This window comes from Flavisolibacter tropicus (assembly GCF_001644645.1).
Taxonomy (GTDB): domain Bacteria; phylum Bacteroidota; class Bacteroidia; order Chitinophagales; family Chitinophagaceae; genus Flavisolibacter; species Flavisolibacter tropicus.
In genome coordinates, this window is the sequence record NZ_CP011390.1 from 3,425,713 (window position 1) to 3,450,324 (window position 24,612).

A 24,612-nucleotide genomic window follows, 5' to 3' on the forward strand; every position below is an offset into this window, starting at 1 on the left:
GGTAAATATTCTATAATGGTATCGCTTATTGGTTATCTTTTGAAGATATACAACATACTAATAAGCCCTTGATACAAAATATTATATATAACTTCTATAGCTTTTTTATAAATTCGGGGCAAGGACCAAACTAGCTGTAAATACCTACGAATAATTGCTTCGTTATTCTAGCCAGAACGTCCTACTCTTTAAAAACTTTCCAGATGGAATATATTGAGTGGAACAAGCTCCTTTTTACGCAATTCTTTAAAAAAGAAATGGCTGGGCAAGAAGTGTATAGCCTGCAAGTGTCACCTGTGCTGCTTGATTCCTTAATAAGCGGCGGCTATAATTCTTATTTACGCTCGATAAAATGGAAGGTACCTGTTAGTAAGAACTTCTTCGAGGAACTTGGAATCTTAATTAAAGTATCTAAAGAAAGAGTAAAGAAACATAAAACTTATCCCCCGGAATATTTTGGACTATTAATATTTCTAATTGTTGCATGTGCTGAAGGCGATAGCGAACAATTAAACTTGAATAATGTTTACGATAGGATAAACAGGTTTGCTAGTGATATTCTTGGCACCCAGCGATGGAGTGATATAAGTCGTAAAACCTCGAGAGATATAATTGCCGAGGGTTGGAAGTTTCTCCAGGAGTGGACTGAGATAAACAACCTCAATTACGGTAAATTTGTTGACTATAAGGCAGTAACTAATCCCTATGCCAACTCCATTTTAAGGCATGTACTAATTAATCAGGGCCACCTGGATAATATCCTTGACCTTTTGATAGACAAAGGGTATATTCCTGGAGAACTAATTACAAGAGAGAAGTGGGTGGACGTACTTGCTAATAACTCTCAAAGGATAAAGGCCCCTAAAGCATTTTTTGACCTTCTCAAGGAGGATTCCGCAATTTGTAATGGTATTCTAGGATATATCGAGGGATATATCGAGGAGAACTTTAATGACCGAGCAATTGCATCCCCCTCCAGTAATAACAGGAAGCCCGCCATACCATTAAGAATCTCTGTTAATTTCTCTAAATTTTCAAACCGGGTCACAGACGTGTTTGTAAGAGCCTACTCACATGACCTTTCCAGCGATGAAATTTTCATCAATGGCTCTAGATACGGGATGGAATACGAATTGGCAGGTTATTCAAATAAACTGGTACTCCCTGTACACCAAGCACTCGATGGGTTTACTTACAAATCTCAGCAAGGCCAACGGTTCAATTTGCAAACTGGTATAAAATGGCTAGTCATTAATCAAGAGCTAGAAGAATGGGTTGAGTCCAGCATGTTAGAAAATGCCAGCAGTTTTGCTGTTTTATGTTCTAATAGCTTCACAGAACAATTAACAAAGAGTGGCTTAAGCTTTAAAACCTATTATACTACACATGACGAGATCGTGTTCTTAAGGTTCTCATCCTTGAATGTCGAACAGCATAACCAGCTTTTAACTATTCTTGGCTTACAAACACAAAAAAGTGGGAGGATAATTTTAGAAGGGGCTTTCGTAACTGACAGGCGGACGACAATATTTCAAGAAATGCCTTACCGCTTTTCTTACTCAGGCTATGTCGATGAGCCGGTACTTGTTGCTGTAGCAAGTGGCGAAACCGAAGTCCCATTAGAAAAAAAGGAAAACATATTACAAGATGGCACAACAATATATTACTGGGTTCTTCCTCACGGACTCCTAAACAAGGAGTTTAAGATAAAAGAGGTAACAAGTAACAACTACAGCCATTTAACTTTTACTTTGAGGACAATCGAGGAGCCAAGCATGGAGAGAGCTGGCTTTTTCTTGAAGGATAAAGTTGGTAATTATTGGAGAGAGTCTACTCCCGCTGATATTATTGATATGCCTTCTAGGGTTTATGATAATATCACCGAGTTTAACCAGTATTATTATCCTAAAGTAAAGTACTTTGTAAAGGAACAAAATAACTTCCTTGTCTATGACCATTCTATCAACCCGGAATATAATCCAGATCACTTAGGTGACCTGTTGCTGCGGTACATCAGCAATGCAACGAACATTAATACAAGCAGCTTTCCTTTTTTGCTGCAACAGGTATATAGTTCTTTACCTAGAGCGCAAGCAAATCGTATCATGTACCAATGGAGAAGTTTAGGATATATAGATTATGAAGACTTTGGGAAGGGTATAAAAGTTAACGATAGCACACTATTTTTCCTCCCCTACCACGGTGGTATATTAGCTTACTTAACAGGGAAGAGGAGCAACAGTTTTATAACCCAGCTAAAAGAGTATTGCTCTAAGAATGGAATCGACTTTATAGTTGAACCACATTCTGAAGAGAATCCTAAAGTGTTCCCACAAAAAATCATGCTATTCTCTAAGTATCCATTAAAAGAGAAGTTCACACGCTTATGCAGCCATTTTGATATTACAATAAAGGCAAATGAAGTTTACCAGCTGTATGCGTTGTATTACCAACTTGGCATGAAGGAATATATCGAAATGCTCCAAGGGGCCGACCAATACGATAATGACCATCATAGAAAACAAGTATTCAATGCCGAGAAGCTGGGCTGGGATGATTCTGTAGCAAGGATTGAAGATATTCCAAGTCCTGCCTTGATAAAGTATGATGGATTCAAAGACAACTCTATCGAGTTCGTATTCAAAATGGATACAGGTATTGTAAAGATTAAAGATTATTCCTTGGTTTTGCTTTATTTACTTAAACATCATGGTAAAGAAGTATTGTACCGGAAGTTTAATAAGACAGGCTTTTCTGATTTACTCGTTTCTAGTAAGCTACCACTTCCATACTGGCTTGAAAAGGCGTTAATGTTATGCACTGCATCGAATCCACGATTTGATGCAGGGGTCCGTGTTTACTCACATATTCCTGATACAATCATCGATTATATTGAAACTAAACTGCAAATAAAAATAAAATATCCTGCTAATGTTTGATCCTATTGGCAATTTCGAAAAGATTAAGGATGGCTATGTATCCTATATAGAAACAGCCTTCGGCACAAGATTCGACGAATTAAACCAAAAGAGAAAAGAGCTACTGGAAAAAGATGGTGTGCTTTACCGACAGCCATGGGCAGAACCTATGCTTGATTACAAAAGATCTGGGAGAACTATCAAGTCTTTACAGACTAGCGACTGTCCTACCCTAAGCCAAGAAGACCTGGATTTGTTCAAGGGCTTTGTCAGCGCCGGAATGTTTATAAAAGATATTCAGCTGTACAAGCACCAATACTTGATGTTACAAAAAGCCCTTGCTGGCAACCATTGCGTAATAACATCTGGAACCGGCTCTGGAAAAACAGAATCATTTCTACTCCCTTTGTTTGCTTATTTGTTAAAAGACCTAAGGAGATATAAGAGCACAAAAGAAGTTGTCAACCCAAAAGGACCTCATTCCCCAGGCATTGGTCATAATAGGGGAATTGAAATCGTGGGAACACGAGGAGTGTTATCAAGTACTGCGGCGCAGAGACCACAGCCCAGTAGGCCAGCTGCAGTTAGGGCGATGATCATCTATCCTATGAATGCCCTAGTAGAAGATCAATTAACTAGGTTAAGAGGAGCTCTGGACTCAGATGCAATTAGAGATTACGTTGGCAAAGAACTAAATGGGAACCGACTATTTTTTGGACGCTACAACAGTGAAACACCTGTATCTGGAAAGCTAGAAAAAATAAACAATGAGGGAGAAATAGAACCTAATAAATCTACGTGGGATAGGCTTGCGGACCAACTAGGAAAGGTTAATGAAAACTGGCAAGATGTTGAAGTTTACATTAACGAAGAGAAGCGAAAGCATGAGCAAGAAGGAACCATTTTCTCTCAAAGCAAAATAAATGAAATTAAAGCTAGCTTTCCGCGTTTGGATGGTGCCGAACTGCGATCGCGGTTTGACATACAACAAACCCCTCCTGACATCTTAGTTACCAACTTTTCGATGCTCAGTATAATGCTGATGCGAAATATTGATTCCCCGATTATAGAGAAAACCAAGCAGTGGCTCCATTGTGAAAACGAAGGCCTGAGTGCAAAAGCGATAGAAGAAGAAAGGCCAAATAGAATCTTTCATTTAATTATAGATGAGCTCCATTTATACCGGGGTACTAGTGGAACCGAGATTGCGTATTTAGTCAGAATGCTCTACCATCGCCTTGGTCTTAATCCTAATTCTAAACAATTAAGAATCCTTTCATCAAGTGCATCTATCGAAGGTGAAGAAGGGTCGCAGATGTTTGAAGATAGCCAATCATTCCTGAAAGGCTTTTTTGGCCTGTCGAAAAACATGGAAATCGTAAAAGGAGACGTAGAAATCATGGATAAGCCAGGAGATTATAACGAAGCTGTTTACGTGCCGATTAAACCTTTCTATTCCCTATATGATGTTGCGCATAGCGTAAACCTTGAAGAGCCGGAAACAGAACACGACGCGTTGTTTGAATCGGTAGCAAGTGAGCTTGGAACTTTTGAAGGCAGTTGTGGCTTAGAAAAGCTTTTAAATGCGCTTAACGATGACAAGCTTAATTACAAGCTTTTACAAGCATTTAAACATGGGAATCGCTTTCGGGCTATGCCTGTTTTCAACAGTAGCGAAAATGAAATAGACGAGTTTGTTTCTATTGCTAGGAAACTTTTCGGCCCTTTGGCAGATAACGAGCTTAAAAAGGCAATAAGGGGATTATTCTTCGGGCGGGGATTGTTTGAATTAAAAGAAAACAAGGAAGTTTTAAAAGTGCAACCTAAGATGCCCCGCTTCAGGATGCACTTTTTTGTGCGGAACGTTGAAGGGATGTGGTGTACTTTGGATAATGCACAGGGGATTTCGCAGGACTTGAACAAGAACCCTTACAAAGAGCTTTTTGAACAAAGCTTAATTAGCAAAAATGGCGAAAGAGTATTTGAGTCTTTGTATTGCGAAAATTGCGGCCAGGCTTTCGCTGGTGGTACCAAGATCAAATATGATGAAGAGGCTTTTGATTACGAGTTGATCACAAGCCCTCCTGAAATTGAAAAGATCCCAGAGCATTCACAGTCTGTATTAGTAGAAAAAAAAGCCTCTAATGAATACCTAGTATTTTGGCCAAAAGTGTTGAACAATAGTACAGTCGATGATAAGTGGCAAGTGCGTTACTTATGCCTCAAGACCGGCCGGTTATATTATAATGACAATAACGACCTTTCAAGGGTAAAGGGCCTATTATACAAAGGTGACCCATCTGATGAGCCCGGGTCTGCTCTACCCCACACTTGTCCAAACTGTTTACAGGACTATTCCGGCAGGAAAACAAGAAAGTCGCCTTTAAGAGGATTTCGTACAGGTTTTGGAAAGACTAACCAAGTTCTTGCAAAAGAGCTTTTCATAAGCTTAGACGATAGCAAAGATCGTCCAAGAAAACTTATAGCTTTTTCTGATAGCAGGGAAGAAGCTGCCCGCTTTTCTAACGATGTAGAAAAGGAGAACTTTGCCCAGCTGGTAAAAGACTTTTTCTTTAGAAAAAAGGGGCTAGTACAAACCAGGCTAGCTTTCTTAAACGCCGTTCGAGATCGGAACACAAATGAGGCAAAACGATTGATGGAAGCCATTGGCAGGAATGCAAGTGAGGTATTGCAGGCCTTTAATGACATCAGTTCTGCAATCCCAGTAGACGAGAATAAGAGCCGAAAGCTACTAGAAGAAGTTGAAAAAGAGATTATAGCAATAGAAAGTATACTTGAAGGAATAGTGCAGGACCTCGTTAAGCTTAAAATGAATCCCGCCGGCCCTAATGCAAGCGTGCAGATGTTCAAATTTCAAGACAAGGAAATTGATTGGAAAGCATGGTTTGATTGGGATAAGAGCACGATAAATCCGGAGATTTTCACCAGCCCTAATGATCAGAAAGATTTAAGGCAGTTTATTTATGACTCTCTTTATAAGGTATTCACAAGTTTCTTATTTGGCAGGTTGTTTTATAGTATTGAAGCTTCCGGCTTAGGCCATGCTAAACTTCAATACTACAACACCACGATTCCCAGTATTTCTCAGGAAGCCTACGAAAATATAGTTGACTCCTTTGTTAGAATCCTGGGTGATAATTTCAAGCACAACAAAGCGGAGTCAGACTGGGTTATTTCTCCGATAAAAGGCTTCGAGAATATTTCAAAGAAACGACCTGAAAGAAAATACATTGCAAAAGTTGCCGAGTACTGGAAGGTTGATGAACTTGAGCTAGGAAAAAACATATGGACAAACCTTCGGCAGAACGGCCACCTAGATGGACAGCTGGTTATTGAGAACTTGAGGGTTAAGTTCTCTAATCCAAGCGATTTAGCATGGGTATGTGAAAGATGTTCTACTGTTCATTTACATAATTCAGGAAATATTTGCAAACTGTGCTTTCATGAACTAACCAACGCTGGTCAGACAACTGCTAGTGAAATTAGCAACAAGAACTTCACTGTCAAGGATATTAATGACAACAAGGAGATACAGCGGTTCCGTTGCGAAGAGCTGACTGGTCAAACAGGAAACCAGCTAGAAAGACAACGTTATTTTAAAAATATAATTACCGGTAATAACCCTGAGCTTAAGGCAATCGACTTGCTAAGTGTAACCACAACACTAGAAGTAGGTATTGATATTGGTTCTTTGCAGTCGATCTACCAAGGAAACATGCCACCAATGCGCTTTAATTACCAACAACGGGTTGGCCGCGCCGGCCGTGCTGGTCAGGCTTACAGTATTGCGCTAACTTTTTGTAGGGGAAGAAGCCACGATGAATTCTTTTTTAGACATCCCTACCGAATGACTGGAGATCTTTCACCTGTACCCTTCCTAAGCCAAAAGCAACCCCAGATTCTTTACAGAATGGTTGTGAAGGGAATCTTTCAAAGGTATTTCAGGGTTGTGAGGCCTGGGTTTAGCGGGAGTGTACATGGAGAATTTGGAACTGTCTCACTTTACAAGGAGAATAGCGCTAGTTACCAAGAGTTATTCACGTGGCTCTCGAATGAGACGAACTGGGAAGAAGTATTTAATTCCTTTACCTACAAACTATATTTTAAAAATGAGATTGTTGATGATTTTGCAATAACAGATTTCAAAAGCTGGCTCCTCAACGACTTTAAGGCCAAATTTGATGCGATGCTTAACGAGCCAGTAACGCCTGACCTTGCAGAAGCTATGTCAGAAGCTGGTTTACTTCCAATGATGGGAATGCCAACTAGAATTAGAAACCTTATAACTGGTTTTGAGAAGGATGGCAATAACACTTATAGCCCAATGATAATTGACAGACCTCTTGATATGGCTATTTATGAATTCGCACCAGGAAGTCAAAAAACTAAAGACAAAAACATATACACAAGCATCGGTATTACCCCTGAAATAACTTCTATAGAAAAAGATTTTCGCCAAGGTGGCAAGTGGGTTGTAAAGACTTTCCTAGAGGAAGCTTTCCCTAAACCAAAATGGGTAGTGCTTGACCAGAAGAAAAATATTATCAGGACTATTGACTATGATGGGCAAGATAATATTGATGGATTAACTCCTAACGAGAAAGCTCATCTTGTAATTACTCCGAATGCATTCCGAACTGATTGGCACCCCAAGCCGCAGGATAGACAGGTAGATCAAGATATCTCAACTTCGAAACCGCTTATATTTTCTGAAGTGGCTTCGCGAAATCCTATTAGTATAGATAATTTTAGAGTTTCTTTATCTGAACAAGATTACACCTGGCGGTTAAATACAAATGGAAATAATGATGGTTTCTTGTTAAAGGAAATGCGTTCCCAGGCAAATGAAACAAGAGCGGCAATTGGAGCGCAATTCTTTGACATGACCCTAGAAGAAATGCTTGGCGAGCATGGCTTTCGAAAAGCTATTACAGATCCACATTTACAAAGTGTATTAGGTGGTGGGAGACCGGGAGGAAGAAGGTATGTCCTTGGAGCTAGAAAGGTGACAAACGTATTTAGTTTATCTCCAGTCAGTTTAAATGAGCAGTTGGATATAGATCCCTTTAGTAATGATGAAGCAAAAAGAACGGCATCGAAAGGAGCATTCTACTCTGCTGCATTTTTACTTCAAAGAACATTAGCAGACGAACTTGACATTTCACCAGAAGAAGTGGAGATAGCTGCGATTGTTGAAGAGGAGCTGGAAGATGGCACGGACCGTTCAACAGCACGAATCGTATTAGCCGATGAGCTTCCTAATGGATCTGGCTTTGTAAAATACTTAAGTGACAATATTGGAAGCTTTTTGATTAAGTGTACTGACCCAGCAAAAGAAGACACTTACACGAGTTCATTTATTAACGATGAACATGCTAAAAAATGTAAAGATGCTTCATACGACGACTTAAAAACTTATAGGAATCTTACATACCATGGAATACTCGATTGGCGGTTAGCAGTCGCTCTACTTCGAATCTTAAGAAATCCAAACTATATGGTAGGACTTGATGATAATTGGGGCCACATAGAAATTAAAGATTGGAAGGAAGACGCAAAGGAATTAGCCGAACAATTTCTATTAACACTTGAAGGTGGTAAGTTAAATATAATAGATGGTGCTATTCCTGTAATTACCATTGAACAGTTTAATATCGTTATTGTTCATCCTTACTGGAACACCGTTGGACAACATGCTCCAAGTGACAACATTCTTACAAAAGCATTAGCTCAACTAGGAGCGCCAGAAAATGTATTCATGATTGATACATTCAACTTGCGCAGAAGGCAGGGTTGGTGTTATAAAAAATTCTTTGACTGGGTAAGTACAACATGGGGGTAAGCACAATCAATAAAATAACCAGCATCAGCCCGAGCCAAGTTCAAATACTTAAGGATTGCGCCTTGAGATTAGTCTTTCAAAAGTCATTGAAGGACACATGTTACTTCCCAACAAGTCCATCTAGCTTGTTGGGAAGTATTATTCATAAGATATTGGAGCTTTCAAACAAAAGGGAAGTTGATGCTTCTACATTTGAAGAACAGTGGGAGGCTACCTTTGTCCAGGCTGAAAAAGATTATTTTAAGAACCCTTATAATAAGCAGTTCGCCAACTTGAAGTACTGGCTTCCTTTTTACTCAGTTAAAAAAGAAATAACTCGACTTAGAATTGCAAAGCTTCCCGCGACAAAGTTGAACAACCAAGTTTTCCATACCGGGAAACATAACAGCTATTCACAAGCAGAAGAGTCGATTAACTACCAGTTTTTAACTGGGGTGCCAGATTTGATTGAGTATAAGAAGGGGAAAGTTTATATAACAGATTACAAGACTGGGCCTATATATACTTGCAAAAATGGGAAGATCAAGGGAATAAAAAGAGAATACGAAGAACAATTAAAAACGTATGGCTTAATTATAAAAAAGCGAGAAGGAATTAAAGCAGAAAATATCATTTTATCCCTTGAGAATGTTTCCAGCGGCGAAATAGAAAAAAGAACATTCAAAGAAGATGAATATGAAGGACATTTTGCAGATTTAAAAAGCCGCATTGAGGTAGTGAACCGGCATGTTGATACAGGTACACATCAGGCTTTAGGAAATCCAGGAACTCCGGCTTGCAAGAATTGCCAGTTCCGCCCAATTTGTTCCAAATATGCAGTATGGTTAAAGACAAGTTTAGAAAATTCTATCGACCTATATATGGAGTACGCTGACCTACTTCAACAAAGTGGAGGGTACTGCCTTAAGACTCGTGAAGGAAGCGCCGTTATGAATATCCCTAACAGTGTAATAAATCAGGTAAAAGACTGTCTTAATGAGGGCTTTTTTATTTATAACCTCTCTCAGTCTAAAAATGATCCAAAGCACTATTATTGGACTCGCTATTCTGCACTTTATAAGGCTTAGTTAAGTTGTTAAACACTTAAAGGGAAAAAGAGTTTATTTGGAAATTATAAAACAAGTCAATAACTAGTTAAACTAGGCCTGTCACAAATAATCAAATCATAGTTCGCTGGTCCCAGCCCACTAGTTGGAGCCTTCTTACACTCACTTGCATTGAATCTTTATAGTATTGGACATAAAACACCAAATAGGGAGGCTACATATTAATGTTCCCAATAATAAACTCCCGTTTTTTAAACGAAAACACCTAGCCGCATTAAGGTCTAACGTGCCCAAACGTGCCCAGTTATTCCCAAACGTGCCGAAAAGTGCCCAAACGTGCCTTTTCGTGCCATTTTGTGCCCAAACGTTCCCAAACGTGCCCAAACAGGGAAGTGCCGTTTTTGAGCCATGGTATGTTTGCACTGTCAATATCACTGAAACGGTTAAGCGCTGAAGATCTGGATCATCCGCGAAGTGAAAGAGACAAATTCCGAAGAACAAATTCCAAAGGATAAAAAAACAAATTCCAAGGAATGAGGTCCAAGGAACAGAAACTAAACTTTAAAAAAAATCACATTTTAAAAACCAGGGGAAGGGGCTAATAGCCAACCATACATGCATGCTGTGTGCGCTGGTGCCCGCTTCTTCCCCTACTAAAAAAAATTAATTATGCCTAAGTATAAAGGACTATTTAAAGCGAGCGAAGGCTCTATTGGAGATGTAACGTTTGCCAAAGGCAAGGACGGCTACCAGATGCGGGAAAAGAATGAAGTATCGGCCGAAGCTATAGCCACCGCCCCCAGCTATCAACGTACCCGTGAAAACATGGCCGAGTTTAGCCACGCCGGTAAGTCCGGCCGACTGCTACGCCACGCCCTGCGCCCGCTGTTGCAAAACGCCAAGGACCGCCTTGTGACCTCGCGCCTAACCCAGACCATGCGGGCGGTGATCAAAAGCGATACCGTGAATGTGCGTGGTGAGCGCCGGGTAATGGATGGCAACATGAACCTGCTAAATGGGTTTGACTTTAATGTGAACGCCGACCTGGCCCTAAACCTAGCGGTAGCGTATACCTCTACCATCAGCCGGGCCACCGGAACCATGACTTTTGATGTGCCGAGCCGAGTACCTACTGATGCAGTGAAAGTGCCACTGGGCACTACGCATTACCAAATAGTATGTGGCGGTGTGGCCGCGGACTTTAACGAGGAGACCTGCACGACCGATATCAAACAGTCGGCCTACCTGCCCTGGACAACGGCTACGGCGCCGTCGCTGAGCCTGAGTGTGAGTGTACCGCCCGCCAGCACGCTGCCGCTGTTCCTGGTAGCCGGGCTGCTGTTTTACCAAGAGGTAAACGGTGTGTACTATGCGCTGAAAAGCGCGACGCATAATGCGTTGAGTATTGTTGAGATCGATAGCTAAGTATAGCCGCGAGCTATGAGCTATGAGCTTCGAGCAGAGCGCGCCAGGGCGCGGAGAGGGAGGAACCACGGAGGCGCGGGGACAGGGAGGGGCACAGAGGAAAGGAGGGGAATTAGCTGATTAGCTAATGTGCCAATTAGCTGATGAAGAAAGAAGAATGGCGGAAGTGGGGATGGAGGATGGCTGATTTAGGTTGACAGGTTGAGAAGTTGAAAAGTTGACAGGGAGTGGCCCGCAGATGGCGCAGAGACGCGGAGAGAAGGTTTCGCACAGAGCTAAGGAGAAAAGGAGGATCGCGGGTTAGTGGGATTTAGAATGGATTAGCAGGATTACGAGATTGCAGAAAGATGATTCCTTGTAGTTCAATATGGTTGTTTTAGCCATTGTTAGGACCGCCCTTTTACAGGTAGACTGTAGGGGCGGTTTCTATTTAACTGGGGATTGTAGGGGTGAGAGGGAAGCTGCAAGCTGCACGCTGCACGCTACAAGCTAAACAGCCGAGGGAAAGGAATATTGAACAAGGAACAAGGAAGAAAGAATGATGAAGGGAGGGAATGTTCAATGATCAATTTTCAATTTTCAATGGAGAGAGAAGAGTTGACAGGTTAACAAGTTGAAACGTTGACTAGGGAAAGGAATATTGAACAAGGAACAAGGAAGGAAGAATGATGAAGGAATTTGGAATTAGGGATTTGGAATTGGGGAAGGAAGAAAGAAGGAATGTTCAATGCTCAATTTTCAATGTTCAATATTCAATGAGGGAGAAGGGAAAAGTGAGTGGTGAGTGGTGAGTGGTGAGTAGGCTAACGCACAAAAGATCAAATACTCTTATAAAAAAGCAGAAACGGTATTGTTTCTGCTTTTTTGTTGAAGGCTTGGATCGAGCCCAGGCTAGCCCAGGTACCCACCCATTACCGAAAGATCATATTTTCGCCCGACCACCAAAGCGGGTTTTGAATTATTAATTCATCCTTTGTTAGCGATACAATTTTCGCTCGCACCAATAGCCATAACAGATCTCCAGGCTGATCGGGGCTGATAGTATACGCTTGAAACTCGTTATTCAACACACCTATCGTAATCGTATTAGAACCCGTTACATCTTTTGGCTTGGTTAAATCAACACAGTTAAACAAATCAATAGACCCGCCACAGTATATACCGCATTTACCCGTTCTGGATTCCGTAGCCACCGTTTGTCCGTCTACCAGCTGAAAGTTGAGCGTAGCCCCTGTTAGTTCATAGGCAACAAGCTTTAAGGCCGGACAATTACTATTGGTTGTATACTTCTTAATGGGCCCATTGGTCAGTTGCCATTGTTTAGACCGTAAAACGGCCATGGTGTCTAAGGGAGTAGTGGCTTTAAAGATCAATGGATTCTCTTCAATTTTCCAATCGCAGGTTGTTGATTTGATAGTGGCCCTTATTTCCTGCTCGCCCTCCTTGGGGCCTAAGGTCCACCTATAGGTATTAAAAGTGCTTCCCGATCTTACAAGGGTTATTTTGCCATCGCCCGTCCACTGAATATCAAAACGATTTAGGGGCATGTATAAACCCTTCTGCGCCGCATCTTCCACTATTATGGATATCTCTTTATTCACCGGCTCATTGGGCTTGCCTTGAAGTACATCCTTGCTGCCTAGCGCAATAAAAGCATTTTTAGTGGTGGTACGATATATCTCTTCTGCAGATGTTGGAGGAATACCAGGGATCTTCACTAGCACATTATTCACAGAGGCGGTACAAGGTAGCTGCCACAGTATAGAGGCCATGCCATCCTTATCCGTCCGGCCTTTTGGATTTATAGCATTGTCTGGCGCAAAGGTACCGGTAGTGGTAAACCATACAAAGTGGGCAAATGGATAAGGACCTTTTACATAAGGGTAGTACTTGTCATTTTTTATAGACTTCACTTTTAATTCAACAGACTCGCCGCTGTAATAGTTGGGTTCGATAGTGGCGCCATCTGCCTTCTCCAGAAGAAAACAATTATGCGATTCCAGTTCCGCATCTAAATATTGGCATCCATCAACAGCAGCTTTGTTCGTTGCCAGATCACCTAAGTAATAGGCAAAGGGCAGACTCGCTTCAATAATTTTGAACATCTGTTTTATCCGATCATTAAAAATGGAAAAGATCCCATTCACAAAACAACCCCTGGTGACCAATCGATCCTTGGTGAAGAATTTATTGAGCAGCTCCTCCATCAATTTAGTGTCATTAAGCGTAGCAAGCAGCTTTTCTGTGGGGATAGCACTTAAATAATCATCTATAGCACTGGAAACACAGGTGGCAATAATGCCATCTTCCTGACCCACCATTAGCTCTCCCGGGCTGGGTAAGATATTGCCATAGATCATTACAAAAAGCTCGCGATAGTTATCTTTAATGGCTATCTCGTTTTCTCTTGAATCTTCAGACGCCATCCCACTGCGCAAACGTATTTCATACTCTCCGGGTCCAAGACCTAACGCTTTCAGATCAATATCAATTTCCCTTTTCAGATCCTCGTTTGTCCGTATATAATTGATATACTTAGCGAATGCATTGGAGGTGCCGATAGTGCCGGAAACCTTAAAAGATTTTCTTAGAATACCTTCTTTTTTGTCATAAACGCCCCCTGCATAATGATAGCTCGTGCTATTTGAAATAGTTACCTTACCCCCCGTTTTAGATAAGATAAAAATGGGGTCGGCGAATACTCTTGCAGTGGTTGCTTTTTTTAACCGGTCGCTATTATAATCTTTCAACAGCATCGTATTCATTGCTTTGTTCAATCCGGTATTACTTAGCGAAAAAAGAGGCTTGCCTGTTACCAATAACTGGTCTACTTCCTTCACGAGCGATTTCAGGTCCGCATCTGCTTTATAAAGGGCTAACAATTGGGCTTTTTCAGTAGCCTCCAGTGGTTTTAAAAAGGGATAGACCAGCAACGTGGCTAACGCTGTAGATTGTGCGTTGATCTCCAGGCTCTGGGTTTTGCCTACCACGTAACACATTAGCAAAACATCGCCTTCTTTATTGGTTACCATCACATAATCACTGGCAATGGAGTCGGCCATCAAAAGCTCAAACGTTCCATCTGTATTGATTTTTGCGCTGTCTAAAAAAGATAGCACCGTAAGCTCACCTTTATTGATGGTGGAACCTGCCGGCAGTTGAATTTCACCCTTTATCAATACAGTGCCTCTAGTAAACCCCGATTCTATCACCACCGCTTTGATGTCGCTATACGTTGGTCCACAATCGGGCTCTGTTACCCTGGCCCTGTAATACGTAGTTTTGGTTGGCTGCACCATATACGTGGCTACGTTGCCGCCCGGCACATCGCTCCAGGTGGTTTTATCTACAGATTGTTGCCATTGAACAGCACCGCGTACTGTACCGGCTTTCAATAAGAAAGGTTTGCTTGCTTGTGCCAATGCCGATGTGCTGCTGGTAACACTTAGTATCACCAAACCAAGGCCAAGGATGAACGGAATAATACGCTGCATAGTTTTGGGATTAGTAAACGAACACTTTGAAAGTAGAATTGAAGTTGTTGCCGGTTAGTTTCAATATATACATGCCTTTCAGGTAAGGGGCTAAGGATAGGCTGTGATCTAACAGCCGGTTGCCTTTTAACGTAGTCGTATAAACTTTTTTACCAGCTACATCATATAGCTCCAGGAGCAAGGTAGCGGCTGGAACGGGCCGGTCGGTGGTAAGGAATAAACGCGAGCGGGCAGGGTTGGGAAATAGCTTGAGCCCTAAAGCCGTACTTATTGGATCAATAGCCGTTGCTGCGGTTATTTTTAGGTTCACGGAAGCTGTTTTTTTACAACCCCTTCCATCATCTACCGACAAGGTATACGTAATAGCAGCATTGACAGTCGCTGTCGGGTTTGCAATGTCGGCCCTGTCCAGCCCCGTTGTTGGCGCCCAGGAGTAGGTATACGTACCAGACCCACCGCTGGCAGCTGCAGTGCCGCCAATCTTTACCGTGCTTCCCATTACTACAGCCGTATCCTTTCCAGCATCGGCTTGCAGTAAAGGCAATTGTTTGATGGTAAATGCTAAAGAGGATTGGGCAGCTGCCGTAAAACAAGTTAAAAAAGGAAGTAGAAAAAAGTAGATCAACCGCATGGGTGGGAAAGTTTTAGTTGTAAACTTTCACGGGAAGAGGGATTAAGCGGTCTTTGATCGAATACTTCTTAAATGTAAAAGAAATCTTTTAGAAAGTGTAGCGCTTCGGTTAGCTATTTTAGTTAGTTAGGGGTGAGGGGTGAGAAGGAAGCTGCACGCTGCACGCTAAACAGCCGAGGGAAAGGAATATTGAACAAGGAACAAGGAAGGAAGAATGAAGAAGGGAGAAGAGAATTAGCGGATTAGCTGATGTGAAGATTAGCTAATGAGGGATGACAGAGGATAGAGGACAGATGATAGGAGGGAAAAGTCAGTGTGTCAATGGTGAGTGGTGAGTAATGAGTGGTGAGTAGTGAGATGCTGAACCTTTCTCTCGGCCACTAACCGAGCAGATGGTAAAGTCCATGAACTTCATAGATGTGCCCTTCTGCTTTATGATTCCGTTTAGTACCTATTGGCCTTCTTGGCGGCTGTATGTAATGGTGGTGTAAAAAGCCCGTAGAAAGATAGCAATAAGTACCTGTGCAGTAGACGATTCCATTCAATAGCTCTTAAATATTGCATAGGCAGTATTTAAAAGCACAAAAACAATAATTATCTCCAGTAAACCCAAACCGGGCAAGGATTTTGTGCACTATTAGGTAAAGATACCTTTTCCTGTTTTGACACAAAAGGCAGCTTCATTCTTTCATTTTTAACCCAGGTTGTTATGGATCATGATGCTTCAAAACCCCGGTTCTACCAATCACTGATGACCGGCTTGTTTTTAGGAATGGTGGTTACACTGCTCTGTCTGATCTTCAATTACTTTTTTAGAGGCAGTACCGGCTTTGCGCTATCGGGGATCATCAATATTGCCTCTCTTACCTTCTTTACCATTCTTCTTTTTTTAATGCTGGGTGTTGTCTACTATCAACTGCTGAAAGCCCTTCCTAAAGGAGAGCTTGTTTTTATAGTGCTTATGGTGCTACTTACAGTAGTATCCGTATGGAGGGCAGAATATGCGCATCGTACCAGTAGCGCGGTAGAGAATGCAGCATTCAGGGAGTTACTGATAGGCGACATTATCATCATGGGGGCTTGTGCAGCGTTTCTGCTTCCCTATTTGTACCATCATAAAAAATTCCAGGACACTGTCATTTGAGGGAAATAGGATAACTCTTCTTTGTTGAAGTTCCTTCTTGTTGCGTGCCTGCTTCGTTGCCGTTGGTTGCCGTTGGTCGCCGACCAACGGTTCTGCATAAGCGGAATTTTGCTACTTACAGCAGCTCAGTCTTCAATCAATTGATACACCGAAGTCCAAAAGTCGCGTGTAATAAGGGGAATATTCAGTGAATCAGGGCAACGCTGTATCATGAGTATGCCTACCAGTTGTTCTTTGGGATCTACAAACCAGGAGGTGCCAAAGGCGCCATCCCAGCCAAAGCTACCCAGCGCACTGCCAAGATCAGTGTTTGCAGTAGTAACTCCCAGCCCCAGTCCCCAGCCATGCGTATCCCAGAAATGCTCAAAGAAGGATGAAGGCATTTTTTGTTCAGGTGTCAGATGATCGCGGGTCATTAACTCCACGGAGGGTCGTGAAAGAATCTGCTCTTTTCCATAAGCCCCTTTATGTAATAACATCAAGCCAAAGGCTGCCATATCGTCGATGGTGGAGACAAGGCCGCCTGCCCCTGCTTCAAATAAGGGTGGCTGGGACATTTGTCCGCCAGCAGCCTTATCCAGCACCATGAGTTTGCCTGTGCGCATATCCGATCCATAACAAACCGGCAGTCGCTCCATTTTTTCTTCTGGAACATAGAAGCCGGTGTCGTGCATGCCCAGGGGTTCAAAAAGACGTTCGCGCAGAAATTGACCTAACGATTGGCCGGCCACCCGGCTGATCAACACCCCTAGTATTTCCGCACTCATGTGATAGAGCCAGCGTTCACCCGGCTGAAAGGCCAGCGGTAGCTTGCCCAACCGTTGCATAAATTCATCCGGTGTGCCGGGAAAGATCCATTTACTCAGTGGCAGGCTGGCTTCTGCCAAGGCTTTCTGTAGCGGAGAGGTGGGTGCCAGAAGAGACACTTCACCATACCCGGAACGGAAGGTAAAGAGATCGCGCACGGTTATGGGCCGCTTGGCAGGTACCGTGTCATCCAATGGACTATCAATGGTGCGTAATACTTTCCGGTTCTTTAGTTCGGGCAACCAGTCATCTACCGCATCATCAAGCCGGATCCTACACTCTTCCACCAGTATCATAGCCGCAACGGCTGTAATTGGCTTGGTCATAGAGGCCAGCCGAAAGATCGAATTGCGCTGCATGGGCACCGCACTATCAAATGCCATCGAACCCATCACGTCTACGTATTCCTGCCCATTTCGATGCACAAGTGTTACAAGGCCTGGCGCCCAGCCATTGTCTATATAACGCCGCATAGTAGCCTGCATACGTGCAAGCCGCCCAGCGGAGAAACCGTGGTTGCTCTTATGAACCTGGTGGCGGATCCTTTTGCTTTCTTTGTGAAGAAGATGATGTTCTTGCATAACATAGGTTTTTTTAAATTAAATCAGCCTTTATTCATACAACGCATGCCTCGTTTGACTCATTACTATAGGGCGGATAGCAACAACAATGATGGTTTATGGTTATGATAAATTTGATCAATAGGCCACCCGTATTTAGTAGTCTTCAGGAACGTCAAAGCGTCCTGTCAATTTCTCCAGGACGATCTTATAAACCACTGTTTTTATTTTATCACTGCGGGAAATGTCCTATCATAAATTACAAGGAGGTTTTTAGCATCATTGCTTTTATTATTTCCTATTGTTGTTCATTGGCAATTTTATTCTCATGTAGATCCCTTTTCACCGGCAACCGTTGGCACCAGTATCTTTTTCATTATTTTGTTTTTATCATTTAGCGCTCCATCTTCAGAACAGTTAACATAGATGCAGACCTAGGCTAATTAGTGCAGGTGGCTTTTGATTAGGGAATAACTAAAGAGTAGGGAGAAAGTACATGTTTCCAGTGGGGCGTCTTACTATCAACAAAGTACGTTTCTATAAAGAGATTGTTATTGATTTTTATCAGGTCCCTGGCTGACTTGAGTGCTACCCGTGCGACTCATATTGTATAGCAGAGGTCACACTCCTCTCTATACCATTTACTATAACCCTCCAATTAACAACTGCAGAAAGCTTGGTCCTCCAGCTATTCGTAGTGTTTCTAAATTATATACGACCGCTGTACAGCGTTTGCAACCAGTACTTTTCGCTTAAACATGCTGATAGAAAGAAATGAGCAACCGTAGCAAACGAATGGCATTATACCGGTACCGATGCCAGTTTTTTCTGCTCCGCTTTTACCAAGGCTACCCAGCTGCGGTTATACTTTCGCTCTATGGGTGAAAGATGTGACCATTCACCAATCATTTCAGCAAACACGCTAGTGGCCTCCTCGATACGGTTGCTTCTTTTTAAGAACAAGCCATACTGGTAGCGGGCTTCAAAATTGCTGAAGCGGGTGTTCATTAGTTGAAACTCTTTTTCAGCCTCCGCTACCTGGCCGCACTGCTCTAAGGCCATAGCAAAAAGCAGATGCCCTTTTGAACGTGTAAACTGAGGTAAACGATAGATCTTTTTAGCTATCGGTAACACTTCTTCATAGCGTCCTTCTTTTGAATAGGCTACAATCAACTGGTACAGCACGTGTTCATTCTCCTCAAAAGCACCGGTGAGGCTAGATTCATACAGAGCAATTGCTTTTCCTGTTTGTCCAGCCGCCAGGTAGGCATCGGCCAGGGCTATGCGATTATGGAAGGTATCCGTAAAGCGTAAGTTCTCTTCTAACTTGCGAATGCTGCCTGTAGGATTCAACACGGCTCCAAGGCCTGCGTTTTGCAACGTGCGACCTGTAAACATTTCGGTAAAGAAATAGGCAATGCAGCCCACCAGTGGCAGAAATACAATGATGTAGATCCATTTTTGCTGGTTGCCTTTACGAATACAATGAAACACACAGAGCGCCTGCAAACCCAGGGTTATGTAATAAAAATAACTATCGAAGAAGAACATAGTACTTCAGCAGCGTTTGGTTTTGAAAGAAGTAGCAATGTACAAAGAAAGTTTTTATGATCTTATCCTCTGTCTATACGTAGTGTTTCTTAAATCATACACGACCTCTGTACTCTGGTTATCATTCAGTATGACAGTCACAAGGGTAAAAAATCAAAAAAATTACCCACGTTCTCCCTATCATGTACCCAAATTGGATCTTTTTACCCTCGTTAATTACCCCCTAACTAGCCCAGCCTGTAAGCGCTACTCAAATTATAATTCGTTGGCCTCAGCCACCTGGCTGGGGCTTTTTTATAACCGCAGATGTGAACGATTAGAGGGATTAACTGATTTATAGATTATGTGTTCTTTTGTATTGAAGGATATTCTTTTAGTCAGAGCAGGTGCCTCCTTCCCTTCGACTGTGCTCAGGGTAAACTAACTCAGGAGCAAGTTACGCCTGACAGTAAGAGGCTTTACAGCGTGTAGTCATTTCCGATTGTTGAACATTGATAATTGAGCATTGAACATTTCCTCCCATCATCCTTCTTCCTTCCTTGTTCCTTGTTCAATATTCCCTCCGTTCCTCTTTTGCTCTGTGCGAACCTTCTTCTGCGTTTATCTGCGTAATCTGTGGGCCACACATTCTCTGTGTCTCTCCCTGTTCCCCGTGTCTCTGTGGTTCCCAGCAGCGCTGGCGCTCCCCTTTAGGGGCTGGGGCATGCTGGGCCTGGTCTTTCGAACACTCGGGATTGGCGACCAGCGGCAACATCGAGGCATAAAAAAAGCAGAAACGTTATTGTTTCTGCTTCTCTGTTGCGAAGCTAGGGATCGAACCTAGGACCTTCGGGTTATGAGCCCGACGAGCTACCGCTGCTCTACTTCGCGATGTGGAGTGCAAATATAGGGGAAACGTAATGTATGTGAAGATAAACTTTCGGTTTTGCTTCATTGTTTGCCACCCATGTCAACTATTGATACTTAAAAAGGAAAGGTACAAGACAGGAAAACTCCGCTTCATCCGTTGCCGACTTTAGGCCAGCCGCATTGGAAGTAATTTTACCAAAACTATTGCCCATGTTAAAGAAGGCGGCTTTCTTACTGATCTATCTAAGCGTTTTTATACCCGTACTGAAAGCGCAAACAAAACCATTGGAAGTGCTTCCTCTAAAAATGATTGGGGTACATACGCTTATTGAATTAAAGATCAATAACAGCAAGCCGCTGAAGTTTGTGTTTGATACCGGTGCAGGCGAAAGTGCGCTTAGCGAAGAGGCGGCAGAAAAGCTAGGACTGAAGAATGAAAAAATAACGAAGGCAATGGAAGGTGCGGGAGCCAGTGCTGAAACCTGGGCTTCGGAAGGCAATCGTATTAATATTGGTAAAACAACGTTAGATAGTGTTACGTTCTGGGTTACTGATCTATCGAACCTTAATCTAAAAGGTGAAAAAGTAGATGGCATTATCGGCTATGATCTTATCAAGAACTTCACTGCTTTAATTGATATCGATAAACAGCAGATTAAACTGTACCCGGCTACTGCCTTCTCTAAAATCAGCAAAGGCACCCCTATTGATTTTACACTGGTAGATAATATTCCTGTGTTTTATGCCACGGTAAAAACCATCAATTCGGCCCCAGTTAGTGGCCAGTTTTTCTTTGATACAGGTGCAGGCCTGGGTGTTGTTTTACACGCTCCATTGGTAACCAAAAACGCGCTTATTGATAAGCTTCCTGTTAAAACCACTTTGAAGTTTTCGGGTTTGGGCGGCGCGTTCAAGGCTTATCAAACAACGCTTGAGTCGGTTACATTTGCCGGTTTTACGTTGAAGGATCTGCCAGGCACGCTGTCTACCGCTACCAGTGGCACAGCCGCTGATTCCATATCTGCCGGCACTATGGGAAACGATATCTTAAGCCGGTTCAATATTTTGATCTCCTACCCCCTACAAAAAATTAGCGTGGTGCCAAATAAGCGTTTTAATAACGCCTTCAACTTTAACGTATCGGGATTGAAGTTGCGGAAAGCGAAGGAAGGATACATTTTTATTGATTATGTAATGGAACAGTCGCCTGCTGAAAAAGCGGGTTTAAAAGTGAACGACGTTATTGTTAGCATGAATGGGAATAATTCTATGTCCTTAGATGAAATGGTGTCTTTATTATCCGTCTCTAACCGTACGATTACGATCCGGGTTAAAAATAAGGAGAACGTGGAGCGGGAGGTGTCGTTACAGACAGAGCGTTTCTATTGACCGCGGATGGAGGAAGGGAAGCTACGAGCCATGAGCTGTGAGCAGGAAGCTTCACGCTACACGCTGCACGCTGCAAGCTAAACAGCCGGGAGAGCGTGAGCGGTGAGGAATGGTCCACAGACGACAGACGACGATCCACAGTAGGAAAGTCGATGGTCAATAAGTCATTGGTCATTGAATGAGTAATGAGTGAGGGATTTCGTGAGACGTGAAATAGAATATAAACAACGATTATAGCAAGCAATACACAAAGCACTCCATTAGTGGAGTGCTTTTTCATTTATCCATTCTCTACTCTCTTTATTGAACATTGAGCGTTGAGCATTGAACATTCCTCCCTCACTTCTTCCTTCATCCTTCCTTGTTCCTTGTTCAATATTCCTTCTTCTCAACCTGTCAACCTAAATCCGCCATCCTCCATCCTCACATCAGCCATTTCTCCTTAATCCCTTAATCTCCCCAAATCCCGGTTCAGACAATATTCTCTGTGCTCCTCCCTGCCCCCTGTGCCTCCGTGGTTCCTCCCTCTCCGCGCCTCGGCGCGCTCTGCGTGAAACCAATTGCGCGAAGCGCTCTTTAAATGAAGGCCTACCTATAGTAAAAAAGCCGGTATAAAACCGGCCTTTCCTATTTACAGTGAGAATGGACTTCGTTAAGCGGATATCTTGCGCACAACAGTATAAGAAGCATTGCTGGCTTCCATATTGTTTGCCGCATTGCTTTCAGCCTCACTATACGAGTTGCCAAAACCAGCGGCATACATGGTTTTTTCGCAGCCCCAGCCAGATATTTTTTTCTTGTAGCTGATAATAACAGCATATGGCTTATAGCCTGTTTTTATTACTACATCGCTAGCCTTAACATCGTTTTGACGGGCAGCTTCGTCACGCACTTGCGAGGTCATATCGCCAATGCTACCACCGGTTCTGTACTCATAGCCAATGGCTGTCTTTACCGTTAACCCATTACAGGCCATATCGCTGTAGGCAAAGCCAATAGCAATGCGATAGTCCTGGGCTTTGGGTTGAGGTTTGAAACTAAAGGCGGGAATAATAGCAATTAGTGATAGCAGCAGGGACAGTTTTGTAGTTTTCATTGAGTTTATTTAAAAGCGTAATTCTTATTTACGGCGGCAATTTGTCGCATTTCCAACAGATAGACAATACCTGAAGTTGGGTAATTGTGCGTACCTAATTTTCCTTCATTTGACCGCGAATTAGATGGAGGGAAGCTGTGAGCTATGAGTTATGAGCTGCGAGAAGGGAAGGGTTGATAGGTTAACAAGTTGATAAGGTGACAAAGAAGGAAGAATGATGAAGGGAGGGAATGTTCAATGCTCAACGGCCTGTGTTCATAAACAATAAGGAAAGAATAGATTATTACAAAAATACACTCCACTTAAAGGAGTGCTTTTCTTTTATAAAGAAGTTGGCAGTTGGCTTGAAGCGTGCAGCTTGTAGCTTGCAGCCTTCCTTTCACGTCTCACGTTTGACGTTTCACATTCCCTCCTTTACAATTCCCCATATAATTTTTAAATTGGCTATATGTTTTACCGAGCCATAAAAGCTGGACTCAAAAACAAAATGCTCGACATTATAGCTCCCTCCCGTTTTTATTGGGAACAACCCGGCCATTGTCCCTGTTGTGATCGTGATACTGTATTTGTGGCCAGGCACCAGTGGCTGCGGGATCAATTTCAATGCACCAATTGCTGGTGTATTCCGCGGGAAAGAGCCTTGATGGTGACCATAGAAAAACACTTTCCTAACTGGAAGGCGTTGTCCATCCATGAATCATCTCCTATTGATAAAGGCGCCTCAAAGAAGCTTAAAGACAACTGCCGCCATTATACCGTTTCCCAGTATTTTCCAAATGATCCATTTGGCAGCCTGGTCAATGGTGTTCATAATGAAGATCTGGAAGCACAGACCTTTGCAGATGAATCCTTTGACCTGGTAATTACCCAGGATGTATTTGAGCATCTCTATGCCCCTGCAAAGGCCTTTAAAGAGATAGCCCGCACGCTTAAAAAAGGAGGCGCTCATATTTTTACCGTCCCTATCATTAACCGGTTTCAGCCTACCGAAGTTTGGGCCAGCAAGGGCGCCCATGGAGAGCCTGTTTTTTTAAAAGATCCTGAATGGCATGCCAACCCGGTAGATGCCAAAGGATCGCCGGTAACCATTCATTGGGGTTATGATATTGTAGATTTTATAAAGGTGCATTCCGGACTGACTACTTCTATAGAATATATCGATGATCTGTCGAAAGGCATACGAGCGGAGTTTAGAGAGGTACTCGTAAGTAAGAAGATGTAGGACCGCTGATTAATAGGGATTAGTAAGATTGACAGGATTACAGTCCTATAATTGTCTTTTCCTTTTCGGATTTAAAAACAGGTATTTGGAATTTGACTATTGGAATTTCTCTACTCGTATTTTCTCTTTACTTGCTTTTCGGATTTGGACGCTGTACTTTGTATATACAAAACAGTTGTACCATATGAAGCGCATCTCCCTTCTTGTTATAATCGTATTCACTACTCTTGTTTCTCATAGCCAAACAAAGATCAAGTTGGAAGAAATAAGCCAGCACATTGGCGACAGTGTGCAGGTGAGTGGCAAGATCTTTAGCGGCAAGTGGCTGCAAGGAGCTACCAACCGACCTACCCTACTGAATATGGGCGCCCTTTATCCCAACCAGTTGCTTACCGTAGTGATCTGGGGCAAAGACCGCATGAACTTTGACTATCCACCCGACAAAGAATTGATCGGAAAAGAAGTACGCTTAACCGGCAAATTGGAGTTGTATAATTCCAAACCGCAGTTGGTGTTATACAGCCAGGAGCAGGTGGCTATTGAAAGCAATTAGCTGATTAGCGGATGAAGAGAGAGAATATCGAACAAGGAACAAGGAAGGATGAAGGAAGAAGGGA

General features: G+C 42.7%; 13 protein-coding genes and 1 tRNA gene. 8 read left to right on the forward strand and 6 right to left on the reverse strand.

What is annotated here, in order from left to right; all coding sequences use genetic code 11:
* The first annotated feature begins 203 nt into the window (after positions 1-203).
* From SY85_RS14385 to SY85_RS14400, 4 genes are all read left to right on the forward strand, one after another.
* Positions 204-2,939 (forward strand): hypothetical protein, encoded by a 2,736-nt coding sequence (locus tag SY85_RS14385; RefSeq protein ID WP_066405607.1) that lies wholly within the window; start codon positions 204-206, stop codon positions 2,937-2,939.
* On the forward strand, positions 2,932-8,781 hold the full coding sequence (locus SY85_RS14390; RefSeq protein WP_066405608.1) for a DEAD/DEAH box helicase: 5,850 nt from the start codon (positions 2,932-2,934) through the stop codon (positions 8,779-8,781). Before SY85_RS14385 ends, SY85_RS14390 begins: the two co-directional genes overlap by 8 nt.
* Positions 8,772-9,848 (forward strand): PD-(D/E)XK nuclease family protein, encoded by a 1,077-nt coding sequence (locus tag SY85_RS14395; protein ID WP_071891001.1) that lies wholly within the window; start codon positions 8,772-8,774, stop codon positions 9,846-9,848. The genes SY85_RS14390 and SY85_RS14395 overlap by 10 nt, the downstream gene beginning before the upstream one ends.
* 891 nt (positions 9,849-10,739) lie before the next feature.
* Entirely contained in the window at positions 10,740-11,252 is a 513-nt protein-coding gene (locus SY85_RS14400) for a hypothetical protein (protein ID WP_148661204.1), read from the forward strand.
* A gap of 911 nt (positions 11,253-12,163) precedes the next feature.
* Here SY85_RS14400 and SY85_RS14405 read toward each other — a convergent pair.
* Together SY85_RS14405 and SY85_RS14410 are read right to left on the reverse strand one after the other, a co-directional pair.
* Complete coding sequence (locus SY85_RS14405) at positions 12,164-14,746, reverse strand: hypothetical protein (RefSeq protein WP_066405611.1); 2,583 nt, start codon at positions 14,744-14,746, stop codon at positions 12,164-12,166.
* Positions 14,747-14,756: 10 nt separating this feature from the next.
* Entirely contained in the window at positions 14,757-15,377 is a 621-nt protein-coding gene (locus SY85_RS14410) for a T9SS type A sorting domain-containing protein (protein WP_066405612.1), read from the reverse strand.
* A gap of 709 nt (positions 15,378-16,086) precedes the next feature.
* Here SY85_RS14410 and SY85_RS14415 point away from each other — a divergent pair.
* Entirely contained in the window at positions 16,087-16,521 is a 435-nt protein-coding gene (locus SY85_RS14415) for a hypothetical protein (RefSeq protein ID WP_066405613.1), read from the forward strand.
* A gap of 125 nt (positions 16,522-16,646) precedes the next feature.
* Here SY85_RS14415 and SY85_RS14420 read toward each other — a convergent pair whose 3' ends face one another.
* The 3 genes from SY85_RS14420 to SY85_RS14435 all read right to left on the reverse strand — a co-directional run bounded on the left by SY85_RS14420 (position 16,647) and on the right by SY85_RS14435 (position 20,309).
* Entirely contained in the window at positions 16,647-17,909 is a 1,263-nt protein-coding gene (locus SY85_RS14420) for a serine hydrolase domain-containing protein (RefSeq protein WP_082886461.1), read from the reverse strand.
* A gap of 780 nt (positions 17,910-18,689) precedes the next feature.
* On the reverse strand, positions 18,690-19,439 hold the full coding sequence (locus SY85_RS14425; RefSeq protein WP_066405615.1) for a hypothetical protein: 750 nt from the start codon (positions 19,437-19,439) through the stop codon (positions 18,690-18,692).
* A 798-nt stretch (positions 19,440-20,237) separates the two neighbouring features.
* Positions 20,238-20,309 (reverse strand) — tRNA-Met (locus SY85_RS14435).
* A 189-nt stretch (positions 20,310-20,498) separates the two neighbouring features.
* Here SY85_RS14435 and SY85_RS14440 point away from each other — a divergent pair.
* A complete protein-coding gene (locus tag SY85_RS14440) occupies positions 20,499-21,677 on the forward strand; it encodes an aspartyl protease family protein (protein ID WP_066405617.1) in 1,179 nt (392 codons plus the stop codon).
* 652 nt (positions 21,678-22,329) lie between these two features.
* Here SY85_RS14440 and SY85_RS14445 read toward each other — a convergent pair.
* On the reverse strand, positions 22,330-22,773 hold the full coding sequence (locus SY85_RS14445) for a hypothetical protein (protein WP_066405618.1): 444 nt from the start codon (positions 22,771-22,773) through the stop codon (positions 22,330-22,332).
* Positions 22,774-23,221: 448 nt separating this feature from the next.
* Between SY85_RS14445 and SY85_RS14450 the strand changes: the two genes are divergently transcribed.
* Both SY85_RS14450 and SY85_RS14455 read left to right on the forward strand, forming a co-directional pair.
* Complete coding sequence (locus SY85_RS14450; protein WP_226998838.1) at positions 23,222-23,995, forward strand: class I SAM-dependent methyltransferase; 774 nt, start codon at positions 23,222-23,224, stop codon at positions 23,993-23,995.
* Between the two features lie 184 nt (positions 23,996-24,179).
* Positions 24,180-24,548, forward strand: a complete 369-nt coding sequence (locus tag SY85_RS14455) for a hypothetical protein (protein ID WP_148661205.1) — start codon at positions 24,180-24,182, stop codon at positions 24,546-24,548.
* Positions 24,549-24,612 lie beyond the last annotated feature (64 nt).

Excerpts from the sequence above, each read along its gene's own strand:
- SY85_RS14420 (WP_082886461.1), bottom strand. The coding sequence starts at position 17,909 with ATGCAAGAACATCATCTTCTTCACAAAGAAAGCAAAAGGATCCGCCAC.
- SY85_RS14425 (WP_066405615.1), bottom strand. The coding sequence starts at position 19,439 with ATGTTCTTCTTCGATAGTTATTTTTATTACATAACCCTGGGTTTGCAG.
- SY85_RS14455 (WP_148661205.1), top strand. The coding sequence starts at position 24,180 with ATGAAGCGCATCTCCCTTCTTGTTATAATCGTATTCACTACTCTTGTT.
- SY85_RS14415 (WP_066405613.1), top strand. The coding sequence starts at position 16,087 with ATGGATCATGATGCTTCAAAACCCCGGTTCTACCAATCACTGATGACC.
- SY85_RS14450 (WP_226998838.1), top strand. The coding sequence starts at position 23,222 with ATGTTTTACCGAGCCATAAAAGCTGGACTCAAAAACAAAATGCTCGAC.
- SY85_RS14405 (WP_066405611.1), bottom strand. The coding sequence starts at position 14,746 with ATGCAGCGTATTATTCCGTTCATCCTTGGCCTTGGTTTGGTGATACTA.
- SY85_RS14395 (WP_071891001.1), top strand. The coding sequence starts at position 8,772 with ATGGGGGTAAGCACAATCAATAAAATAACCAGCATCAGCCCGAGCCAA.
- SY85_RS14440 (WP_066405617.1), top strand. The coding sequence starts at position 20,499 with ATGTTAAAGAAGGCGGCTTTCTTACTGATCTATCTAAGCGTTTTTATA.
- SY85_RS14390 (WP_066405608.1), top strand. The coding sequence starts at position 2,932 with ATGTTTGATCCTATTGGCAATTTCGAAAAGATTAAGGATGGCTATGTA.
- SY85_RS14445 (WP_066405618.1), bottom strand. The coding sequence starts at position 22,773 with ATGAAAACTACAAAACTGTCCCTGCTGCTATCACTAATTGCTATTATT.
- SY85_RS14385 (WP_066405607.1), top strand. The coding sequence starts at position 204 with ATGGAATATATTGAGTGGAACAAGCTCCTTTTTACGCAATTCTTTAAA.
- SY85_RS14410 (WP_066405612.1), bottom strand. The coding sequence starts at position 15,377 with ATGCGGTTGATCTACTTTTTTCTACTTCCTTTTTTAACTTGTTTTACG.